Below are 21759 nucleotides of genomic sequence, written 5' to 3'. Positions count from 1 at the left end.
CACCGCTCGACGGCTGACTACCCCTCGAAGTACCTGCGCGGGTTCTTCACGAGCATCGTGTCGATGTCCTCCTGCGTGGCGCCGCCCTCGAGCAGGGCGGGCAGGACGTCCTCGCTGATGTGCCGATAGTTCCACCGCGGCACGACCTGGCGCTTGGCCTCGGGGTCGAACCAGTCGATGAAGCACGACGCGTCGTGAGCGAGCACCATCCGCTCGGCGTAGCCCCGGCGCAGCAGCTCCAGCACCGTCGCGACCCGGTCCTCGAAGGGCAGCAGCACATCGAGCCCGAAGCGGTCCATCCCCAGGTAGGACCCGGCATCGGCAACCTCGCACAGGTAGTCGACGTCCGTCGTGTCTCCGCTGTGCCCGATGACCACCTTGGCCAGGTCGGCACCCTCCTCCGCCAGGACCCGCTGCGCCACGAGGCCCGAGCCGGTGTGCGGGTTGGTGTGCACGGTGATCGGGGCGCCGCTCTGGGCGCTGGCCGCGCCGACCGCACGCATCGCCCGCTCGACGCCCGCCGTCAGGCCTTGCTCCTCGATCGCGCACTTGAGGAAGCCCGCGCGGACACCGGTGTCGGCGATGCCCTCGGTGAGGTCCTTGAGGAAGAGCTCGGTGAGCGGCTCGGGCACGTCGAAGAGCAGACCCGGGCCCGTGTAGTGGAACTGGAAGGGGATCTCGTTGTAGGTGTACAAGCCGGTCGCGACGACGATGTTGACGCCGACCTGCTCGGCCACGCGCTGCACCCGCGGCAGGTAGCGGCCCAGGCCCAGGACGGTGGGGTCGAGGATCGTGTTGATGCCCAGGTCCGGCAGCGGCGCGAGCTCGGCGACCGCCTCGGCGACCTTGGCGTCCTCGTCCCAGTCGCCCTGGAAGTTCTGCCGGTACTCCTCCCCGAGGACGAAGATGTGCTCGTGGGCGAGCACTGCACCCAGGTCTGCGGAGTCGACGCTCCCGGTCACGGTCGGTACAGCCACCACGGCACACTCTCCTTCGAGTCGGTCCTCGGAGCCTAGAGTCATCTGAACCCCAGTTCAAGTGACGATCTGGGGGTCTCGGGGATGACGGACCACAAGGAGCCCGGTGTACCGACGCGCGCCGGACAGCCCATCGAGCCCGGTCGGACCTGAGGATCGCTGGTCATGGACCGACCGTACGTCCCGCCTCTGTCCCTTCGAGTCGCAGCAGGGTCCGCTTGGCGTCGAGGCCTCCGAGATAGCCCCCGGCTCCCCCGTCGCTGCGCACGACCCGGTGGCAGGGCAGGAGGAGGGGCACGGGGTTGTTGGCGCAGGCGCTGCCCACGGCCCGAACCGCCCGCGGTCGGCCGGTGAGGGCCGCCAGCTCGGCATAGGACGCGGTGTCCCCGTAAGCGATCCGCGGCAGGGCGGTGACGACCTCGCGCCGGTATCCGGTGAGCAGGCGCAGGTCGATCGGGACCGTGATCTCCCGGAGGTGTCCGGCGAAGTACTCGTCGAGCTCGCGAGCGGCCTCGTCCAGCCGACGCGGCGCACTCAACACCCTCGGGCTGACCCGATCAGCGAGGTCGGCCAGGACGGCATCGTGGCCTTCGCTGGCGAAGGCCACCCGCAGGACGCCCCGCTCGGTCGCGGCGAGGAGAAGTGCGCCGAGCGGCGAGTCGACGACGCGGTAGGCGATGTCCAGCAGCCCGGCATCGTCGGCACGGGCGGCCAGGCCAGCACGCAGGCGCGCGAGTTCACCAGTCTCAGTGGTCATCGGATCTCCTTCTCTCGCAGGGACTTCAACCCATCACTGGCCGCTCGACGGGCGGCTGCCTCGGTGCCACCGACGAGGTCGATGATCTGCGCATAGGACAGCCCGCCCAGATATCGGTAGGTGATGACCTGACGCTGTTTGCCCGGCAGTGCGGCGACGTGACGCCACACCCCTTCGTCGTCGCTCTCGGCTCCCTGCGCCACCACCTCCGGCAGGTCGGCGACCGGGTCGGTGCGCCGACGGGCCCGCAACCGATGGATGTCGATGCACTTGCGGCGAGCCACGGTCACCAGCCAGGCCGTCACGTCGAGGTCCGTCGGCAGGTCCGGCCAGGCCGACAGCGCGGCGAGGAAGGTCTCGCTCCACGCGTCGTCGACGTCCGCTGCGTCGACCATCGCCCGGCAGACGGACAGCACCCGCGGGCCGTGCTCCTGCACGACCTGCTCGAAGGGAGGCAGGCTCACGCGGGACTCCTCAGAAGAGGGCACCGCGGTCCTCGGCATCCGGCTCCTCCAGCGACAGCAACGCACGCTTGCGGTCGAGCCCACCGGCGTAGCCCGTGATCGACCCGTCGGCCCCGATCACGCGGTGGCACGGGACGATGATCGACACCGGGTTGGCCCCGACCGCCCGACCCACGGCCTGGGCCGCGCCCCCGGTCTCGCGCGCGAGGTCGCCGTAGCTGACCGTCTGCCCGTACGGGATCCGCTCGAGCACCTCCCAGATGCGCCGGTGGTGCTCGCCCCCGCGCAGCTCGTAGGGGATGTCGAAGTCCGTCCTCGTCCCGTCGAGGTACTCCCGGAGCTGCTGCGCCAGCGCGACGAGGACCGGCTCGGCCGTGACCTCGACCTCGGGCCCGTGCTCGGCCCCGTCGGGGAGGGTCCAGTGGCCGGGGAAGTACAGGCCGACCAGGACGCTGCCGTCGCCCGACTGCGCCTCGTCGAGCACGGCCACGAGCTCACCGAGCCGGGTCGGGAGCAGGGCGTGGCGGGTCGTCATGATGTCGATCATGTCCCATGGACGCACCGCGACCCGGATGTGTGAGGTCGATAGTCTCGCGACCCATGAGCATCCGTGCATGGCAGGTCCAGCAGCTCGGCGATGCCGCCGACGTCCTCACCCTCGTCGACACCAAGGCGCCGCGTCCCGGCCCCGGTCAGGTGCGGGTGCGGGTGCGCGCGACCGGGGTCAACTTCGCCGACACCCTCATGTGCCGCGGCGAGTACCAGGTCCGGCCGGAACCCCCCTTCGTCCCCGGGCTGGAGGTCTGCGGTGACGTCCTCGAGGTCGGCGCCGAGGTCACCCACGTGGCTGTCGGGGACCGGGTCCTCGGCGGGACCACGGTGCCGCACGGAGGCTACGCGAGCGAGTGCCTCATGGACGGGGCCAGCACCTTCCCCGCACCCGCGGGCCTTGACGACGCCGCGTGCGCCGCGCTGATGATCAGCTACCAGACCGGGTGGTTCGGACTGCACCGACGAGCCGCACTGCGCGAAGGGGAGCACCTCCTCGTCCACGCCGCTTCCGGTGGCGTGGGGTCGGCTGCCGTCCAGCTCGGCAAGGCCGCGGGAGCGCACGTCATCGGCGTCGTGGGTGGTGCCGACAAGGTCGACATCGCGCGTGGGCTCGGTTGCGATGTCGTCATCGACCGGCGCGAGCAGGACGTCATCGGAGTCGTCAAGGAGGTCACCGGCGGCCACGGCGCCGATGTCGTCTACGACCCGGTGGGCGGACCGTCGTACGCGGCGAGCACCAAGTGCATCGCCTTCGAGGGACGGATCATCGTCGTCGGCTTCGCCAGCGGCCGCGTCCCCGAGCCGCGGCTCAACCACGCGATGGTCAAGAACTACTCGATCCTCGGTCTGCACTGGGGCCTGTACCAGCAGCACGACCCGGCCTCGGTCGTCGCAGCCCACGCCGAGCTGGTCCGCCTCGCTGACGCCGGGCAGGTCGCGCCCCTCGTCGCGGAGACCTACCCCTTCGAGGAGACCCCGGCCGCGCTCGCCCGCCTCGCGAGCGGGTCGAGCACGGGCCGGATCGTCGTCACCGCATCTGCTTAGGCAGATGCGAGCGAGGGGTCAGCCGGCCGGCGGGTAGGCCCGGCGGGAGGCCAGTGCCTCCTCGAGCTCGGACTGCTGGTCGACCATCGAGCGCCGCACACCCTGCTGAAGGTCTCCGGCGAGCGCAGCGCGCGAGAGAGCGAGCGTCCCCTCGCTGACGAAGCGCGAGGGATAGCTCATCGACGCCACCCGTGAGAGGGCGTCCTCGCCGAGCCACGCCGTCATCGGCGGGATGTCGGTGAAGTAGCGCGCGACATAGGGCTCGACGAGCGAGAGGTCCTGCGGCCCCCAGAAGCCGGCAGCGATCGCGATGAGCTCGTAGTTGCTTCGCTCACGGTTGGTCGTCAGGTCCGCCCACGCAGCGGCCTTGGCCTCTGCGGTCGGGATCGCGGCCCGCGCGGTGAGTGCACCGAGCTGGCCACTCATCGTCTGGTCCCGGGCGAGGGCCTCGTCGATCTCGGCGGCACCGATGAGCCCGCGCCGGGTCAGCTGCCCCAGGAGGATCCAGCGGAAGTCGGCGTCGCCCTCCAGGCCCGCCGGCAGGTCGCGCCCCTGCGACCACGGGAGGAGCCGGCCGTCGACGTCATCGGTCGTGCGGGCGATGAGGCGAGCTGCGTGCAGCGCCATGGAGGAGCCCGGCTCGGCGCTCGCGAGGACCTGCTCGCCGACGCCCGCCATGCGGGCCCGCGCGGCGTCCTGCTCGCGCTCGGCCAGGAGCACCCGGATGACGCGGCCGGTCAGGTGCATGCCCGCCCGCGAGAAGATCGAGTCATTGGTCTCGGTCGGCAGAGCCGCCTCGCCGAGGTCGACGAGGAGCCGCGGGTCGACGTGGGCGAGGGCGACGCCGTCACGCAGACCGACCCAGATCACGGCCCGGGCCTGCGCATCGGTCAGGCGCGCCAGCTCGGTGGGCAGCGCCGCCAAGGAGGGCCCGTCGAGGAGTGGGGTGGCCCAGGTGAGGTCCCCCGCGTTGGGCAGGACGAGGGCCGCGTCGAGGTCAAGCCCCTCCACCTGCTCGCGGTCGGTGGCGAGGGTGAGCGCGCTGCGCGAGGTCTCCACACCGTCGGTGTAGGTCGCGATGTCGAAGGCGTGCGGCCGGTCGGCGGGGTAGTCAGCAGGCGCCTGACGGGTCACGCTCCCGGCCCGATCGACCGCGATGGTGTCGACCCCGGCGGTGAGCAGCCAGGCCTGGCTCCAGTCCGCCAGCTCCATGCCGCTGGCACTCTCCATCGCGCCGAGGAAGTCGGCCAGCGTGCCGTTGCCGAAGGAGTGGTCGCCCAGGTACTGACGGATACCGGCGAGGAAGGCCTCGTCACCGATGAACTCGATGAGCTGGCGGATGACCGCGGCGCCCTTGGCGTAGGAGATGCCGTCGAAGTTGGCCAGCGCCGACTTGGCGTCCGGTGCGGGCGACCCGGCGACGGGGTGGGTGGACGGCGCCCGCTCGGCGCCATATCCCCAGGACTTGCGCGACATCGTCGAGTCGACCCAGGCCTCGGTGTACTCCGTGGCCTCGACGAGACACCGGTGGGCCATGTACTCGGCGAAGGACTCGTTGAGCCACAGGTCATCCCACCACTGCGGGCTGACGAGGTCGCCGAACCACATGTGGGCCATCTCGTGGCTGATCGTGTTGGCCCGGGTGAGTAGCTCGTCGCGACCGACGGCCCCGCGGAAGAGGTAGGAGTCGCGGAGGACGACGCATCCCGGGTTTTCCATCGCACCGGCGTTGAACTCGGGGACGAAGACCTGGTCGTAGTCGTCGAAGGGGTACCGGATGCCGAAGATCGAGTGGAAGTAGTCGAAGCTGCGCTTGGTCACCTCGAGCATCTCGGGCGCGTGCTCCTGCAGCTGGTCGACGATCGAGCGCCGGGCCCACATGCCGAGCTTGATCCCGTCGTGCTCGTCGGTCACGGATACGTAGGGGCCGGCACACAGCGCGACGAAGTAGGTCGAGAGCGGCTTGGTCTCGGCCAGGTGCCACACAGCCCCGTCACCGATGGCGCCCGAGCCGTTGCCGATGACCTGCCAGTCGGCAGGTGCCTTGACGCTGAAGGCGTACGGGGCCTTGACGTCCGGCTGGTCGATGCAGGCGAAGACCGCCGGTGCGGCATCGAGGAAGAGGTGGCTGAAGACGTAGTCCTCGCCGTCCGCCGGGTCCGTCGCGCGGTGCAGCCCCTCGCCGTCATGGCTGTAGGCCATCGTCGCCTCGACCTCGACGACGTGCTCGCCGGCGGTCACGGACAGCGGCAACCTCCCTTCGGCCAGGAGGGCCACGTCGAGGTCGACGCCGTCGAGGCTCGCTCGGTGCAGCTCGCTCGGCTTGACGTCGACGAAGGTGTCGCCGTCTGCCGTCGCGGTCATGTGGATACGGGTCAGGGAGTGGAAGGTCTCGCGTCCACGGTCGAGGTCGAGCTCGACATCCATCCGGGTCACGGACAGCAGGTCGGCGCGGGCAATGGCTTCGTCACGGGTGAGGGAGGACACAACCGTCATCCTGTCACCGTCAGTCCGCAGGAGAGCGACGGGACTGGGCCGGTCGTGGCCCTAGACTGACTGGCTGCGACGAAGACGACGCGCAGGATGGAGGCGGCATGAGCGCAGGACCGAGCGACCCGCCCGTGCGCGAGCCCGGGCTGCTGGCCCTCCTGCTCGTGCGCGCCCGCGCCCAGCGGGTGGAGCCGATCACGCAACGACTCGTCGCCTCGATCGCTCGGGAGAACAACGCCTACGACGCGACCGGAGTCGTGCCCGACGAGGACCTCTGGCGGTCCTGCTACGACAATGTCGAGCGTGTGCTCGAGATGCTCGTGCTGTCCGTGCAGCCCGATGGAAGCCTCTCCTCGGTCGATGACCTCGACGTGCTCCTCGACGCGGCCCGTGCGACCGGCGGACGCCGCGCCGAGCAGGGGTTGCCGCTCGACGACGTCCTGCGGTCCTACCGGATCGGCGGCCGGCTCATCTGGGAAGACCTCGTCGCTCAGGCCGATCCCCCGCTCGACCCGGAGAGCTTCCTCAACCTCGGCGTCTGGTTGTGGTCCAGCGTCGACACGTCGTCCGCGGAGGTCGCCCGCGCCTATCGACACACCGAGCAACATCTGCTGCGCGCCGACACCCAGCGGATGGCGGCGTTGTGGGAGGGCCTGCTCAGCGGTCGGGCACGGGAGGAGGCCTTCGCGCAGGAGGCCTCACGGTCGATGGACCTACCGGCCCACGCACCCCTCCTGCTCGTGCTGCTGCGCCGCACGACTCCCGAGGACGCTGCTGACGTCCTGGTTGACGTCGTCACGGAGCACCACCTCCTCACCGCATGGCAGACCCGTGCCGATGGTGACGTCGTCGGCATCCTCGCCCTCCCCGACGAGGCCAGCCACCATCGGGTGGTCGCCGCGCTCGTCGACGTGGCAGAGAGCACCGGACTGTGTGGCGGCGTGTCGGGGCGCTGCGGCGGGCTGGCCGAGGTGGACGAGGCCTTCGAGCAGGCACGGATGGCGGCGGCCGGTCTCGACCGTGGGACGGGCCTGCGATCGCATGACGACCGGCTCGTCCCGGCCCTGCTCCTCAGCTCTCCCCACATCTCCCGGCAGCTCGTCGACCACTGGCTCGGCCCCCTCCTCGCCCTGCCCGAGGCCGAGTGCGCGGAGCTGCTCGACACGCTCTATGCGTGGGTGGCCGCCGGCGGCTCGACCAGCCGTGCCGCCACAGTGATCCCGTGCCACCGCAACACCGTCCTCAACCGACTGGTCCGGGTCTCGGCGATCACCCGGCAGCACCTGCTGGACGGACCACCGCCGACAGGTCTGGCACTTGCGCTGCAGGCCTACGCGGCCGGCTTGAGCTGACCGACCCGACCGACACGCCCTCTGTGCGTGCTGCACAACCGCGCGCACGCGAGCGTGGGCAAACTCGCATTGCGAGAGTGGTCCGCCGGACGGTCGAATGTACGTGTCCTGACAACGCCGTCGACCCCGGAGCTGACGATGACCGACACGCACCACACCGAGCACCTCGACTCCCGCTCTGGTCTGAGCCGACGGACCTTCATGGGCTACGTCATCGCCGGGGCCACCCTCGCGACGGGCGCCGAGATGACTGTGGGTACCGAGACGGCCGAGGCAGTCATCCCGACGGTGCCCGGTCCGGCGGAGATCCTCGACCTCAACGACCTGCTCACCCTGGCCGCAGCGCCCACCGCCAACCTCATCACGGTCAAGATCGGCACCGACGGCCGCGCCTCCTTCGCCCTCCCCCGGGCCGAGGTCGGGCAGGGGATCGTCACCTCGACGACGATGATCATCGCCGAGGAGCTCGACCTGCCCTTCGACAAGATCGATGTCACCCTCGCCAAGGCCCGCCCGGAGCTGATGTTCAACCAGCTGACCGGCGGCTCCAACACGACGATCTCGACCTACACCCCGATCCGGGTGGCGGCCGCCCTGGCCAAGCAGCAGCTGCTCAAGGCGGCGTCCACCGTGCTCGGCGACACCGTGGACGCCTTGGTCGCCAAGGCCGGCGTCATCACCGGGCCCACCGGCCAGAGCGTCACCTACGGCGAGCTCGCCGCCAAGGCCTCCGTCGCCGACACCGTCCGTGCGCAGGTCACCCTCAAGACCCGCTCGGAGCACACCGTCATCGGCACCCCGCGGGGCCGCACCGACGCGCTCGATGCCGTGACGGGCAAGAAGAAGTTCGCCATGGACCTCGACATGCCCGACGCGCTGCCGACGATGGTCGCTCGTCCGCCGACCCACAACGGCACGCCGGTCCGGCTGAAGAACGAGGCCGCGGTGCTCGACCTGCCAGGGGTCACCCACGTCGCCAAGATCCCGACCGGCATCGCGGTGCGGGCCAGGACCTTCGGCCAGTGCATCGACGCCATCCGCGAGATGGACATCGAGTGGGCAGGGGGCACGCTCGCCGGCGAGTCCGACGCGACGATCCTGGCCAAGGTCAAGAAGGCCGAGCTGCCCATGGTCGTGCCCAAGGTGCCGCTGCTGACCCAGCAGGTCGACGCCGAGTTCACCTTCCGCTTCCGCAGCAACTCCTCCCTCGAGCCCAACTGCGCCATCGCTGACGTGCGCTCCGGCACTGCCGAGATCTGGGGCTCGATGAAGTCCCCGGTCGTCGCCCAGGAGGAGATCGCGCTCGAGCTCGGGCTGCCCATCCCCAAGGTCACCGTGCACGTGACCCAGGGCGGTGGCTCCTTCGGCCGCAAGCTCTTCCACGACGCCGCGCTGGAGGCCGCCCGGATCTCCAAGGCCATGGGCAAGCCGGTCCGCCTCATGTGGCACCGGGTCGACGAGCCCCGCCAGGGGCGCCTGCACCCCATGGCCACCTCACGCGTGCGCGCCACCCACCTGCTCGGCGAGGTGCTCACCTTCGAGCAGCGGCACACCAGCGTCCAGACCGACTTCGGTCACGGCTTGGGCGAGATCATCACCTCCCAGGCCGCGAAGCTGCCGGTGGCGGGCAACCTCACCTTCGCCCAGACGATCTTCACGCTGACCCAAGAGGTCCCGTACAACTTCGGGGTCGTCACCCAGCTGCTCAGCGAGACCGACGACCGCTTCAACACCGGCAGCATGCGCAACATCTACTCACCCGACGTGCGCACCGCCAACGAGCTGGTCGTCGACGAGCTCGCCCGCAAGATGCGCAAGGACCCGGTCGCCTTCCGCCGCAAGTTCCTCCGCAGCACGGCGGCTCGGGACGCGCTCGACAAGGTCGCCGAGATGGGCGACTGGGGACGCTCGCTCCCCCGCGGTGTGGCGCAGGGGGTGGCGATCCACAAGGAGTACAAGGGCGTCACCGCCTGCCTCGTGGAGATCGACGCCCGCCCCGAGACTGTGGGTCGCAACGTGCGCAACGGCGTGACCGGGCCGCGCGTGACCAAGGCCTTCTTCGCCGTCGACGCCGGCCTGGTCATCAACCCCACGGGGCTGGAGGCGCAGATGCTCGGTGGGGTCATGGACGGCATCGCGCTCGCCCTGACCTCGAGCTGCCACTTCGAGGAGGGGCACTTCCTCGAGGCCAGCTGGGACAACTACTTCTACACCCGCCAGTGGAATGTCCCCCCGGAGATCACCGTCGAGATCATGCCCTCGACCTCCGGTCAGCCCGGTGGCGCCGGTGAGGCCGGTGTCGCCGCGAGCTTCGCCGCCATCGCCTGCGCCTACGCGCGGGCCACGGGCACGATGCCCAAGGAGTTCCCCATCAACCACGCCGACGAGCTCGCCTTCGAGCCCAAGCCCTTCACCCCGTCGGTGGTCCAGTCGCCGACCGACGGCCTCGACCACACCTACTGAGGAGCACGCCATGCCCAGTCACACCTTTGTCCTCAATGGCGAAAAGGTCACCGTCGACGTCGAGCCCGGCGTGCGCATCCTCTGGGTGCTGCGCGACGTCCTCGGCGTCACCGGCCCCAAGTACGGGTGCGGGATCAATGTCTGCAAGGCCTGCACGTCGCACATCAACGGCAAGGCCTTCAACCCCTGCTCCGTGCCGGTGAGCGAGCTGTCTCCCGATGACGAGATCACCACCATCGAGGGTCTGGCCGACACGGCCGACGGCGACCTGCACCCGATGCAGGAGGCCTGGATCGAGCATGACGTCGCCCAGTGCGGCTACTGCCAGCCCGGCCAGATCATGGCGGCGGTCGCCCTGGTCAACAAGGTCAAGGCGGAGGGACGGGCCATCGCCGAGTCCGACCTCGACGGCATCCGCAACCTCTGCCGGTGCGGGACCTATCCGCGCATCCGGCAGGCGATCCGCACGGGCGAGCAGCACATGTGACGACGGGCCCGCGCCGGCCTCAGTGCAGGCGCGGGCCTCCGGCCATCCCCTCGAGGCGGGCAATGCGCTCGGCCATCGGTGGGTGGGTGGAAAAGAACGTGGAGACATCGCGCGCCCTGAAGGGGTTCGCGATCATCATGTGGCTGGCGTTCTGCAGCTCCGGCGTGGGCTCGAGCGGCGCGTTCTGCACACCTGTCTCGAGCTTGCGCAGCGCCGAGGCGAGGGCCAGCGGGTCACCGGTGAGCGAGGCCCCGTCCTCGTCCGCGTCGTACTCCCGGGTGCGCGAGATCGCCATCTGGATGACCATCGCGGCGACGGGGGCCAGGAGCGCCACTGCGATGGCGGCGATGGGATTGCGGTCACGGCCGCCGAACCACAGGCCGATCGAGGCCACCGACGAGATGATGCCGGCGATCGCGCCTGCGACGGACCCAGTGAGGATGTCCCGGTTGTAGACGTGCATGAGCTCGTGCCCGAGCACGCCGCGCAGCTCCCGCTCGTCGAGGAGCTGCAGGATGCCCTCGGTGCAGCACACTGCAGCGTGCTCCGGATTGCGCCCGGTGGCAAAGGCATTGGGCGCCGCCGTCGGCGAGACGAAGAGCTTGGGCATCGGCTGGTGTGCGCGCTGGCTCAGCTCCTGCACGATCCGGTACATCTGCGGGAACTGCTGCGGGTCGGCCGGCACGGCGCGCATCGCCTTGATCGCCAGCTTGTCGGAGTTCCAGTAGGTGTACGCGGTCATGCCGACGCCGAAGAGACCGAAGATCCACATGAACATGCTGCCGCCGAGGGCGTAACCGACGAGGAGCAGCAATGTGAAGATCGCTCCGAAGAGCGCCGCGGTCTTCAGCCCGTTGAAGTGGTTGTGCATGCCTCGTCCAACGCCGGGAGGACTCAGGTCGTTCCCGTGCCGAGCAGGATCACGGGCACGAGCGTCGCGGCGAGCAGGACGAGGCCGGCCACGACCGCCAGTCGGGTGGCGGTCGGGTCGACGTCCTCCGGCGCCCGCTGGTCGTCGGCGGGCAGGAGCAGCAGGGCCACCCAGCGCAGATAGGCAGCGAAGCCGATGACGACCGCGACGACAGCCGCCAGGACGACCCACCAGAGGCCCTGGTCCACGAGCGGCCGCAGGACGACGAACTTGGCGAGCAGACCAGCGACACCCGGGGGCAGCCCGGCAAAGGTCAGCAGGGCCAGGCCGAGGACGGCCGCGTGGAGGGGGTGACGCCGCAGCAGTCCCCGATCGTCCTCGAGCAGGCGAGGTCCGTCGGTCGACAGCGACGCCACGACGGAGAGGGCAGCGACGACCGCGACGACGTAGACGGCGAGGTACCCGACGGCGGCATCGACGTCACCGGCGACGAGCGGCGCGACCACCCAGCCACCTTGGGTGACACCGGACCAGGCGATCAGCCGAAGGGGGTCCCTCGCCCGCAGCGCGAGGACGGCACCGATGAGCATGGAGACCACGGCCAGGACCGAGAGGGCAGGCTGCACCGCAGCGTGCACGCTCACCGACCCGCGCACGACGGCGACCATGCCGCCGAGCGCTGCCACGGTCGACACGCTCGCCAGGAGCATGGCCACCTCGGCGCCGGCCCGCGGGTAGGTCGTCGGCGCCCAGGCGTGGAAGGGGACGAGTGAGAGCTTGAAGGCGACCGCCGCGACGAGCATGACGATCCCGAGCGTCAGGACGGCCCGCAGAGCGCTCTCCTGTCCAGCGGCCCATGACGCGACGCCTCCCAGACGCATGCTGCCGGTGGCGCTCATCCAGAGCCCGGCACCGACGACGGCGATCGCGAAGGAGGTGATGGAGGTGGTGATCAGGTTGAGCGCACCACTGTCGCGGGCACCACCGCGCATCACGGCGAGCGCCACGACGGGCAGGGTCGCGAGCTCCAGCCCGACGAGCCAGGTCCCGAGGTCGTGGGCCACGGCGACGGCCGCGGCCCCGGTGACGGTGGCGAGGAGCAGGGCGACCTCGACGCCGGGGTCGGCGACCGGTCGGCCACCCGGGCCTGCTGGGCTCTCGGACGGGCTGCCGCGACGCCGGGCGAGGAGGACGAGGACGGCCGCGCCGGCGGCTGCAGCCAGCGCCTGGAGCAGTGCACCGGACGCGGTGACGCGCAGGAGGCAGTCGCTGGCGACCATCCCGGGCGCGTCGGTGACGGCCATGGCCGGGTCCCCCGTCAGGCACAGCGTGGAGACCTCACCGCCGCCGTGCGCACGCACACGCAGCAGGACGGCGCACACCACCGCGGCCAGGAGGGCCACGGCACCGACTGCGGGTGCGGGCAGCCGTCGTCGCGGCGCGATGGCGTCGACGGCCAGGGCCGCGACCGCACCGATCGCGGGGGCGAGGACGGGTGCTGCGACGAGGAGATCGATCGTGGGTGCACTCATCGGGTCACCACTCCCACCAGGGCGGGGTCGGTGACGGCGAGGAGCAGCCCGGGCACGACCCCGAGCACGAGGACGGCGAGCGCGAGGAGGCCACCTGCGAGGAGGTCGACGCGGGCCAGCTCTGGGGACGGCGCATCCTCGCCACCGTTGTGCCCTTCGCCCAGCCAGACGAGCCGGGCCACGCGCAGCGAGTACCCCGCAGCGAGTGCAGCCCCGACGGCCGCGACGACGGCACAGGCGACGAAGAGCGTCTCGGGTCGGCCCTGCGCAGGGGAGAGCGCGGCGATGATGGCGGTGAACTCGCCCCAGAAGCCGGCGAGCCCCGGGAGGCCCAGGCCGGCGGCGAGGCCGACGAGCAGGAGGAGCCCGGTGCGCGGGGCCACCTCGCGCAGTGCGGCCCTCGGTGTCGTGAGGTCGTCGTCGCCCCACTGGTGCTTCAGGCCGCCGACGACGAGGAAGAGAAGCGCGGAGATGACGCCGTGGGCGATGTTGGCGTAGAGAGCGGCCGCGACCCCGGTGTCCGACCCGGTGGCCAGGGCCAGCGCGATGAAGCCCATGTGGGCGATGGACGACCAGGCGATCAGGCGCTTGAGGTCGCGCTCGACGAGGCAGACGAGCCCGCCCCAGATGATGCCGATGCTGCCGCAGACGGCGAGCACGGGCGCGATCTGGGCGAAGCCGTCGGGCACGGTCGCCAGGGGCAGGCGCACGAGACCGTAGGTGCCCATCTTGAGCAGGACTGCCGCCAGGAGCATCGAACCAGCGGTGGGCGCAGTGGTGTGGGCGAGCGGCAGCCAGGAATGCAGCGGCCACACGGGCACCTTGACCGCGAGACCGAGGGTGAGCAGGACGGCGATGGTCACCTGGACCCCGGTGCCGAGCCCCTCCCCCCGAGCCGTCGCCAGCGCGCCGAGGTCCGCCGTCCCGGCGCGGGTGACGAGCAGCAGCACCCCGAGGAGCATCAAGGTCGAGCCGAAGCCGGTGTAGAGGACGAAGCGGGCGCCGGCCTCCCGACGCGCCTCGGGGTCGCGGTCGTCGCCGAAGCGGGTGATGAGCACCCACATCGGGATGAGCACGAGCTCGAAGGCCACGACGAAGAGCAGGGCGTCACGAGCGGCGAAGGTCGCGATGGCTCCGGCGAGGGTGAGCAGGAGGCACCCGGCGAAGGTCGCCTCGCTCCCGCCACGTGGGCGCTCCCCCCAGGTGGTCAGGGTGGCCGCGGCGGTGATGGCAGCGGCGAGGACTGCGAGGGGTCCGCTGATGCCGTCGAGGCCCAGGTGGATGCGCAGTCCCAGTGTGGGTAGCCACGGGATGTCGACGACTGCGTGGCTGCTCCAGGCGATGACGACGAGGACCAGGGTGGCCAGGGCACCGACCAGGCCGGCACGGGAGGCGGTCCTGCCGGACAGCTCGGTGCCTCCACCGAGCAGAACCGTCCCGACGAGGAGCGGCAGGACGCAGGCGAGGGCGATCACGTTGCCCCCAGGAGGACGACGGCCGTGACGAGCCCGACCGCGAGCAGGCCGCCCCCGAGGAGAGCGAGGCCGGACGCGGGGCGCGAGCGACGGTGTGCCACCGTCCCGGCGTCCCCGATCCCGAGCACGCCCCATGCCGCGGCGCGGACGTAGGTGTCGACGACCTCACGGTCGAGGAAGGCCACGAGGCGGGCCAGCGCGATGAACGGCCGGACGACGACGGCCTGCTGGACGGCGCCGATCCCGAGACCGGCTCCGACGGCCCGACCGACGCGCCCCTCGACGAGGCGGCCCTGGATCCTGGTGTGGTGGAGGGCGTACCCGATCGCGACGCCGACCAGGACGAGGGCGAGGACGAGCGCGAAGAGACCGAGCGGCACGTGGCCTGCGTCCGGCAACCGTCCGCCGAGAGCCAGGCCACCGATGATGCTGGCGACGGCGAGCACGACGAGGATCCCGCTCACCGCGACCGGCATGACTGCCCGCGAGCGCACCCGATGGTCCCCTCCGAGGACGACCACGAGCAGGGCCCGGGTGGCGTAGGCAGCGGTGAGCACCGCGGTGACGAGCAGCGACCCGAGGACGAGGTGCGCCACCGGCCCACGCGCTCCGATGTCGTCGCCGACCGCAGCGATGACGTGCTCCTTGGTCAGCCCGCCAAGGACGAGGGGCAGTCCGGCGAGGGAGACCAGACCGGCACCCCAGGCCACCAGGGCCACCGGGTGCGAGCGGCCGCTGCCGACGAGTGCGGAGGCGGCCGTGGACCCGCGGGTCACGGCGAGCCAGCCGACGGTGAGGAAGAGCAGCGCCTTGAAGATCGCGTGGCCGTAGAGGTGTCCGAGGGCTGCTCCGGCGGTCGGGCCCGCGCCGGCCGCGGCGAGCGGCGCCAGCATGACCCCGATCTGGCTGATCGTCGACCAGGCCAGCAGACGTTTGAGGTCGGGCTCGACGAGGGCACACAGTGCGGCGAGCACCATCGTGGCGGCGACGGACAGCCCGAGCAGGGCACGTGCGGGGTCGGCACGCAGCAGCAACGGCAGGAGCTGGGTGAGCACGACGGTCCCGGCGGCGACCATGGTCGCGGCGTGGATGAGCGCGGACGCCGGGGTCGGGCCCTCCATGGCCTCGAGCAGCCAGTGGTGGAAGGGCAGCTGCGCGGACTTGCCCAGGACACCGATGACGATGAGCACGAGGGCGGTGGAGCGCGTGGCCGGCTCGGCGACGGCCGAGGTCCAGTGCGCGATGACCTCGGCACGACCGGTGGTCCCGGCGCCGGCGATGAGCACGGCGACGCCCAGGAGCAGTCCGATGTCCGCGATCCGGGTGACGATGAAGGCGGCATGGCCCGCCCGTCGCGGCGCCTCCCGGCGCGACCAGTGCCCGATGAGCAGGTACGAGCACCAGCCCATGACCTCCCAGCCGACGACCGTGAGGATGAGATCGGTCGACAGGACCACGAGGAGCATGGCCGCGGCAAAGAGGGCGATCGTCGCGTGGAAGACCCCGCGCCGGTCGTCATCGGCGAGGTACCAGGCCGAGTAGGTCTGCACCAGGACGGTGACGAGGACGACGACCAGGGCCAGGAAGGCGCTGGTCGTCGACAGCGCCAGCGTGAGCGGCAGGTCGATGCCTCCGAGCGTGGCACCCGGCCCGGTCCCCAGCCCCTCGGCGAAGGGGGCTCCGCGCGCCCCCGCCGGTGCGCCGGCCAGCGCGACGACAGACAGGACGAGGGTGGCGGTGCCGCCCAGCACGGCGACGAAGGCGGCGAGCGAGCCCCGGCGCGCGATACCGAGGGTGAGCGCCGCGGTCAGGCACGGCACTGCAAGGAGCGCCCAGGCCATCAGCCGGCGTCCTGCGTGAGGTCGATGTGCCCCTGGCGGCGATAGGCGGCGACGATGACGGCCAGCGCGATGACGACCTCGGCGGCCGCGATGGTGATGACGAAGAGGGTGAGCACCTGCCCCGACCAGGACGGGTCGCGACCGAGCGCACCGGCCGTGACGAGCAGCAGACCGCCACCACCGAGGACCAGCTCGGCACCGATGAGCATCAGCACCGCGTTGCGGCGAGCGAGGATCCCATAGAGCCCGAGGCCGATGAGCAGGCTGGCCAGCAGGTAGGGCCCGGCGGTGTGGATCATCGCGTCCCCTCCTGCGAGGTCGTCAGCCCGGCGACCGCGAAGGCGCCGACGAGTGCGGCGAGCAGCAGGAGCGAGAGCAGCTCGAAGGGCCACACCCAGGTGGAAAAGATCTGCCGGGCCAGCTCCTCGCTCCCACCGGGGCGCAGTGGGGTGCGCGCAGCGGTCGGCAGGAGCACGGCCGCGACGAGCCCGCCCGTGCCGGCTCCCACGCACGCGGCGAGCACCCGGTGGGCGGGGCCCGTGGTGTGCTCGGCACGTGGTCCGATGGGGGCCCGGGTGAGCATGAGCGCGACGATGACGAGCACGACGACGGCGCCGACGTAGACGAGCACCTGGACGAGGGCGACGAGCTCGGCACCGAGGACGAGATGGCAGCCGGCGAGACCGAGCAGCGTGACGACGAGCCAGAGCGCGGAGTGCACCACGTGGCGCGTGGTGACGGCGAGCGCGGCGGCGGCCGCGGTGATCAGGCCGGTGGTGGCGAAGGCGAGGTCCAGTCCCGTCATCGACGCCCTCCGGCGCGTCCAGCCCGGGCCGGCTTGCTGGCCGCGGTCACCTCGGGCGCCTCCGCTGCCGCGGGGTCGAGCTCCGGTGGGGCGGGGACGTCGGCGACCCACTGGCCCAGACGGTCCTTCTCGTGGAGGAGGTCGCGGATGTCGGTCTCGGCGTACTCGAACTGCGGGCTCCAGAAGAGCGCGTCGAAGGGGCAGACCTCGACGCAGATGCCGCAGTACATGCACAACGAGTAGTCGATGGCGAAGCGGTCGAGGACATTGCGCTGGCGGGCACGGCCGCCTTCCTTGGTCGGCGGGACCTCTTCCTTGTGCGAGTCGATGTGGATGCACCAGTCGGGGCACTCACGGGCGCAGAGCATGCACGAGGTGCAGTTGCTCTCGACGAGGGCGATGACTCCGCGGGAGCGGGCCGGCAGCTCCGGCGCGACATCGGGGTACTCGGCCGTGTGGGTCGGGCTCATCATCTGGCGCGCGGTCGTCGCCATGCCCTTGACGAGGCCGGGGATGAAGTCCTTGCTCATGTCGTCACCACCACTCCGATCGCCGTGAGCGCGAGCTGGGCGAGGGCCAGCGGCACCAGGACGGTCCAGGCCAGACGCTGCAGCTGGTCCTCACGCATCCGCGGCCACGAGACCCGGATCCAGATGATGAGCAGCACGATCAGCGACCCCTTGGCCAGGGTCCACAGCCACCCGAGCTGGTCGGCGAAGGGCCCCTGCCAGCCGCCGAGCCAGAGGATGCCGAAGAGCAGGCCCATGACGACCATGCCCGCGTACTCGGCAAGCATGAAGAAGGCGAAGCGCAGGCCCGTGTACTCGGTCCAGGGACCCATGACGACCTCGCTGTCGGCGATCGGCGCATCGAAGGGGACCCGCTGCAGCTCGGCGGTGGCCGCGATGAGGAAGACGATCGCCCCGGGCAGCTGCCACACGAGCCACCACGGGGACCACGCCTCGACGACCCCGGCGAGGGACAGCGTGCCGGCCGCCATCGCGACCGAGGCGACGGACAGCACGAGCGGCAGCTCGTAGGCGAGCAGCTGCGCGGCAGAACGCATCCCGCCGACGAGCGCGTACTTGTTGGCGCTCGCCCAGCCGGCCATGAGCGTGCCGAGCACCCCCACCCCGATGACGGCCAGCACGAGCAGCACGCTGCCCGGCACCTCCGCCGCGGCCAGGCCGGGGTGGATCGGCAGCAGCGCGATGGCGATGACGTACGGGATCAGCGCGACGGCCGGGGCGAGGCGAAAGACGGAGCGGTCGGCCGCAGCGGGAGTGATGTCCTCCTTCTGCACGAACTTCACCCCGTCGGCGACGAGCTGGGCCCACCCGTGGAAGCCACCGGCGTACATCGGACCGAGCCGGCCCTGCATGTGCGCCATGACCTTGTGCTCGGCCTGCCCCGCGACGAGCGGCAGCACGAGCACCGCCGCGAGCGCGGCGAGGGAGCGGAGGGAGATCTCGAGCAGGCTCATGGCTCCCGCGGCCCCCACTCCGGGCCGGGTACGCCGGGTGCCGCGACGCGGCGTCGGCTCGGTGACTTGGTCGAGTGCCCTTCGCCGGGCTCCTTGCCGCCGGGCCAGGGGCGGGTGGCGCGGGCGGCGAGGACGAAGGACTTGCGCAGCGGTGTCCCCTCGAAGCCGTCGGGCAGCAGGAGCGGACGCAACCCGAGCCCGGTCCCGTCGACGAACCCCGTGAAGTCCTGACCGAACATCTCGTGGGTCTCCCGCTCGTGCCAGGCCGCTCCGGCGAAGACGCCCGTGACGCTGTGCAGGCTCTCCCCCAGGGGCACCCGCGTGCGCATCAGGAGCGTGCGCTGGTCCCGCTCCGGGGTCGGGACGGGGTCGATCAGGTGACAGACGATGTCGAGGCCCGGTGCGTCCTCGCGGTCGCTCTCGTCGACGGCGCTCAGCCAGTCGAAGTGGGTGAAGCCGGCGTCGTGGGCGGCGCGCACGGCGCGCAGCCATTCTGGTGGGGAGACGGTGCGGTCCTCCTGGGTCACGTCACTCCCCCTTCGTCGGACGCCGCAGGAGCCCGCGGCGCACCTCACCGGCGCCGGCGGTCCGGTGCCCGGCGTAGCGCGCCCGCAGCGTCTCGGTCGAGATCGACTCCGCGGCGATGTGGTCCTGCAGCGTGAGGATCCCGTGGAGGAGCGCTTCCGGGCGCGGCGGGCACCCGGGGACGTAGACGTCGACGGGGACGAGCTGGTCGACCCCCTTGGTCACCGAGTAGCTGTCCCAGTAGGGGCCACCGGAGTTGGAGCAGGCACCGAAGGAGATGACGTACTTGGGCTCGGGCATCTGGTCGTAGAGCCGCCGGATCGCCGGTGCCATCTTGTCCGTGACCGTGCCCGAGACGACCATGAGGTCCGCCTGTCGCGGGCCGGGGGCGAAGGGGATGACCCCGAGCCGGATGAAGTCGTGCCGGGCCATGGACGCGGCGATGAACTCGATGGCGCAGCAGGCGAGGCCGAAGTTGAAGACCCACAGCGAGTAGCGCCGACCCCAGTTGAGGACGATCTTCATCGGCTGGGGGGCATGTGCACCCACGGGCCCCACACGCGGCATCGGCAGGTCGGTGGTCATCGCTCCCCGTCCATCAGGTCCACCGCAGCAGGCCACGGCGCAGGGCGTGGACGAGGCCGAGCAGGACGACGCCGATGAAGATCGCGACCTCGAGCAGGCTCACGAGCCCCAGGTCCGTGCGCAGCACGAGTGCCCACGGGAAGAGGTAGACCGCGTCGACCGCGAAGACGACGTAGAGGAAGGCGTAGGCGAGGTAGCGCACCTGGGTCTGCGCCCAGTCGCGCCCGACCGGATCGACACCCGACTCATAGGTCGTCAGCTTGGCCCGGGTCGGCGCCGCGGGCGCGATCAGGCGCCGCGCGGTGTAGGCGGCCACGACGAGGAGCACGCCCACGACGAGCGTGCCGGCGACGACGAGGTAACCATCCACGCTCGGCACCCTATCCGCGCGTCGGCCTCGTCGAGCGGTTCGCGCTGCGGACCTGCCGGTAAACCCCTACTCTCAGGTGCCATCGACCGGGCAATGGGGCCCGGTGGATGACCCATCGGAGGAAGACATCGTGCGATCACGTACCGCAGCCGCCACCGCGGCAGCCGCCACCGCGGCCCTGGCGATCACCACCCTCGCCACCGGTCCCGCCCAGGCGAAGAACCCGAACAACTCGAAGAAGATGACGCAGGCCGTCACGGTCGAGAACGTCCACGGACACCTCGAGGCCTTCCAGGCCATCGCGGACGCCAACGACGGCAACCGCGGCGCCGGCACGTCCGGCTACGAGGCCAGCGCCCAGTACGTCGAGGCGACGCTGCGCGACGCCGGCTACACGACGCAGCGGCAGGACTTCTCCTTCGTCTACGAGGAGGTGCACGAGTCCAGCCTCACCGAGGTCTCCCCCGAGGCCCGCACGGTCGACGGCATCCCGATGTCCTACAGCCAGCCCACCCCCGTCGAGGGCGTCACCGCCGAGCTGGCCGCCCCGACGACCGCCATCGGCTGCACCACCGGTGACTACGCCGGCGCCGACGTCGCCGGCAAGATCGCGCTCGTCAGTCGCGGCGAGTGCTCCTTCGGCGAGAAGGCGATCGCCGCCAAGGCCGCCGGTGCCGACGCCGTCATCATCTACAACAACACGACGGGCGCCCTCAACGGCACGCTCGGCGGCGTCGAGCCCGACAGCGCCCCCGCCAGCGGTGTCACCCAGGAGGAGGGCCAGGCCCTGCTCGCCAAGATGGCCGCCGGCCCGGTGACGATGAAGCTCGTCCTCACCAAGACGATGGAGGAGCGCCAGACCTTCAACATCATCGCCGAGACCGACGCCGGACGTGACGACAACGTCGTCATGCTCGGCGCGCACCTCGACAGCGTGGGCGACGGCCCCGGCATCAACGACAACGGCTCCGGGAGCGCCGGCATCCTCGAGACGGCCGTCCAGCTGGCCAAGGTCAACAAGCTCAACAACAAGGTGCGCTTCGCCTTCTGGGGCGCGGAGGAGCTCGGCCTGCTCGGCTCCGACCACTACGTTGCCGACCTGCAGGACAACGACCCGGCCGCCCTGGACGACATCGCGACCTACCTCAACTTCGACATGATCGGCTCGCCCAACCACATCATCGGTGTGTACGACGCGGACGAGTCGACCTACGAGGCTCCGGTCGAGGTCCCCGAGGGGTCGGCCGCCACCGAAAAGGTCTTCACCGACTACTTCGACAGCACCAACCAGCCCTGGGTCGACACGGAGTTCTCCGGACGGAGCGACTACTCGGCCTTCATCGCGGCGGGTGTCCCCGCATCGGGCCTCTTCACCGGCGCCGACGGGACCAAGACCCCCGAGGAGGTCGAGAAGTTCGGCGGCGAGGCCGGGATCATCTACGACCCGAACTACCACACCCCCGCTGACGACATCACCAACATCAACATGGAGGCGCTCGACATCATGAGCGACGCCATCGCCCACTCGACGATCACGCTCGCCCAGTCGACGCAGGACATCAACGGCAAGACCAGCCGTGGCAAGTCGGGCAAGCCCGGCCCGACCGTCCTGCCCGACGGCGTCGAGGCGGCCTGACCGCACCACCCCGCCGGGTCGAAGGGGGGGATGTCCCCCCTTCGACCCGG

At 71.1% G+C, this 21759-nt stretch carries 21 protein-coding genes; 5 read left to right on the top strand and 16 right to left on the bottom strand.

The window, feature by feature from the left end:
- Positions 1-17: 17 nt before the first annotated feature.
- From JLI01S_RS04305 to JLI01S_RS04290, 4 genes are all read right to left on the bottom strand, one after another.
- Complete coding sequence (locus JLI01S_RS04305; RefSeq protein ID WP_157074824.1) at positions 18-980, bottom strand: phosphotriesterase family protein; 963 nt, start codon at positions 978-980, stop codon at positions 18-20.
- A 160-nt stretch (positions 981-1140) separates the two neighbouring features.
- On the bottom strand, positions 1141-1734 hold the full coding sequence (locus tag JLI01S_RS04300) for a methylated-DNA--[protein]-cysteine S-methyltransferase (RefSeq protein ID WP_068260534.1): 594 nt from the start codon (positions 1732-1734) through the stop codon (positions 1141-1143).
- A complete protein-coding gene (locus tag JLI01S_RS04295; RefSeq protein ID WP_157074823.1) occupies positions 1731-2237 on the bottom strand; it encodes an RNA polymerase sigma factor in 507 nt (168 codons plus the stop codon). The genes JLI01S_RS04300 and JLI01S_RS04295 overlap by 4 nt, the downstream gene beginning before the upstream one ends.
- On the bottom strand, positions 2209-2733 hold the full coding sequence (locus JLI01S_RS04290; RefSeq protein WP_068260772.1) for a methylated-DNA--[protein]-cysteine S-methyltransferase: 525 nt from the start codon (positions 2731-2733) through the stop codon (positions 2209-2211). Before JLI01S_RS04290 ends, JLI01S_RS04295 begins: the two co-directional genes overlap by 29 nt.
- Positions 2734-2798: 65 nt before the next feature.
- On the opposite strand from JLI01S_RS04290, the gene JLI01S_RS04285 reads away from it, so the two are divergent.
- A complete protein-coding gene (locus JLI01S_RS04285; RefSeq protein ID WP_157074822.1) occupies positions 2799-3794 on the top strand; it encodes an NADPH:quinone oxidoreductase family protein in 996 nt (331 codons plus the stop codon).
- A gap of 18 nt (positions 3795-3812) precedes the next feature.
- Here JLI01S_RS04285 and pepN read toward each other — a convergent pair whose 3' ends face one another.
- Positions 3813-6290 carry an aminopeptidase N gene (gene pepN, locus JLI01S_RS04280; protein WP_245634520.1) on the bottom strand — a complete coding sequence of 826 codons (2478 nt, stop codon included), beginning with the start codon at positions 6288-6290 and terminating at the stop codon, positions 3813-3815.
- 98 nt (positions 6291-6388) lie between these two features.
- Here pepN and JLI01S_RS04275 point away from each other — a divergent pair, with 98 nt between their 5' ends.
- The 3 genes from JLI01S_RS04275 to JLI01S_RS04265 all read left to right on the top strand — a co-directional run bounded on the left by JLI01S_RS04275 (position 6389) and on the right by JLI01S_RS04265 (position 10586).
- Entirely contained in the window at positions 6389-7636 is a 1248-nt protein-coding gene (locus JLI01S_RS04275; RefSeq protein ID WP_068260525.1) for a PucR family transcriptional regulator, read from the top strand.
- Between the two features lie 138 nt (positions 7637-7774).
- Entirely contained in the window at positions 7775-10099 is a 2325-nt protein-coding gene (locus JLI01S_RS04270; RefSeq protein WP_068260523.1) for a molybdopterin cofactor-binding domain-containing protein, read from the top strand.
- 10 nt (positions 10100-10109) lie between these two features.
- A complete protein-coding gene (locus tag JLI01S_RS04265; RefSeq protein WP_068260521.1) occupies positions 10110-10586 on the top strand; it encodes a (2Fe-2S)-binding protein in 477 nt (158 codons plus the stop codon).
- A gap of 19 nt (positions 10587-10605) precedes the next feature.
- Here the strand turns inward: JLI01S_RS04265 and htpX are convergent, their stop codons facing one another.
- The 11 genes from htpX to JLI01S_RS04210 are packed head-to-tail and all read right to left on the bottom strand — an operon-like array spanning position 10606 to position 20073.
- A complete protein-coding gene (gene htpX / locus JLI01S_RS04260) occupies positions 10606-11457 on the bottom strand; it encodes a zinc metalloprotease HtpX (protein ID WP_068260518.1) in 852 nt (283 codons plus the stop codon).
- A gap of 23 nt (positions 11458-11480) precedes the next feature.
- The gene (locus tag JLI01S_RS04255; RefSeq protein WP_068260515.1) at positions 11481-12989 is read right to left on the bottom strand and encodes a proton-conducting transporter transmembrane domain-containing protein; all 1509 of its coding nucleotides are present in this window, start codon (positions 12987-12989) and stop codon (positions 11481-11483) included.
- On the bottom strand, positions 12986-14464 hold the full coding sequence (locus tag JLI01S_RS04250) for a complex I subunit 4 family protein (RefSeq protein ID WP_068260512.1): 1479 nt from the start codon (positions 14462-14464) through the stop codon (positions 12986-12988). Before JLI01S_RS04250 ends, JLI01S_RS04255 begins: the two co-directional genes overlap by 4 nt.
- On the bottom strand, positions 14461-16305 hold the full coding sequence (locus JLI01S_RS04245; protein ID WP_068260509.1) for an NADH-quinone oxidoreductase subunit 5 family protein: 1845 nt from the start codon (positions 16303-16305) through the stop codon (positions 14461-14463). Before JLI01S_RS04245 ends, JLI01S_RS04250 begins: the two co-directional genes overlap by 4 nt.
- A complete protein-coding gene (gene nuoK, locus JLI01S_RS04240; protein WP_068260504.1) occupies positions 16305-16604 on the bottom strand; it encodes an NADH-quinone oxidoreductase subunit NuoK in 300 nt (99 codons plus the stop codon). The genes JLI01S_RS04245 and nuoK overlap by 1 nt, the downstream gene beginning before the upstream one ends.
- Complete coding sequence (locus JLI01S_RS04235) at positions 16601-17110, bottom strand: NADH-quinone oxidoreductase subunit J family protein (protein ID WP_068260501.1); 510 nt, start codon at positions 17108-17110, stop codon at positions 16601-16603. Before JLI01S_RS04235 ends, nuoK begins: the two co-directional genes overlap by 4 nt.
- The gene (locus tag JLI01S_RS04230) at positions 17107-17640 is read right to left on the bottom strand and encodes a 4Fe-4S binding protein (protein WP_068260498.1); all 534 of its coding nucleotides are present in this window, start codon (positions 17638-17640) and stop codon (positions 17107-17109) included. The genes JLI01S_RS04235 and JLI01S_RS04230 overlap by 4 nt, the downstream gene beginning before the upstream one ends.
- Positions 17637-18593 (bottom strand): NADH-quinone oxidoreductase subunit NuoH, encoded by a 957-nt coding sequence (gene nuoH / locus JLI01S_RS04225; protein WP_068260495.1) that lies wholly within the window; start codon positions 18591-18593, stop codon positions 17637-17639. Before nuoH ends, JLI01S_RS04230 begins: the two co-directional genes overlap by 4 nt.
- Positions 18590-19120 (bottom strand): NADH-quinone oxidoreductase subunit C, encoded by a 531-nt coding sequence (locus JLI01S_RS04220; RefSeq protein ID WP_068260493.1) that lies wholly within the window; start codon positions 19118-19120, stop codon positions 18590-18592. Before JLI01S_RS04220 ends, nuoH begins: the two co-directional genes overlap by 4 nt.
- A gap of 1 nt (position 19121) precedes the next feature.
- Positions 19122-19703, bottom strand: coding sequence for an NADH-quinone oxidoreductase subunit B (locus JLI01S_RS04215; protein WP_068260490.1), 582 nt, complete (start codon positions 19701-19703; stop codon positions 19122-19124).
- A gap of 13 nt (positions 19704-19716) precedes the next feature.
- Positions 19717-20073 carry an NADH-quinone oxidoreductase subunit A gene (locus JLI01S_RS04210; RefSeq protein WP_068260487.1) on the bottom strand — a complete coding sequence of 119 codons (357 nt, stop codon included), beginning with the start codon at positions 20071-20073 and terminating at the stop codon, positions 19717-19719.
- 130 nt (positions 20074-20203) lie between these two features.
- Between JLI01S_RS04210 and JLI01S_RS04205 the strand changes: the two genes are divergently transcribed.
- Positions 20204-21709, top strand: a complete 1506-nt coding sequence (locus JLI01S_RS04205) for a M20/M25/M40 family metallo-hydrolase (RefSeq protein WP_068260767.1) — start codon at positions 20204-20206, stop codon at positions 21707-21709.
- Positions 21710-21759 lie beyond the last annotated feature (50 nt).

The organism is Janibacter limosus NBRC 16128 (genome assembly GCF_001570985.1).
GTDB classification, from domain to species: Bacteria; Actinomycetota; Actinomycetes; order Actinomycetales; family Dermatophilaceae; genus Janibacter; species Janibacter limosus.
The sequence above is the reverse complement of the archived record's forward strand: the minus strand, read 5'-3'. Positions and strand labels throughout refer to the sequence as shown.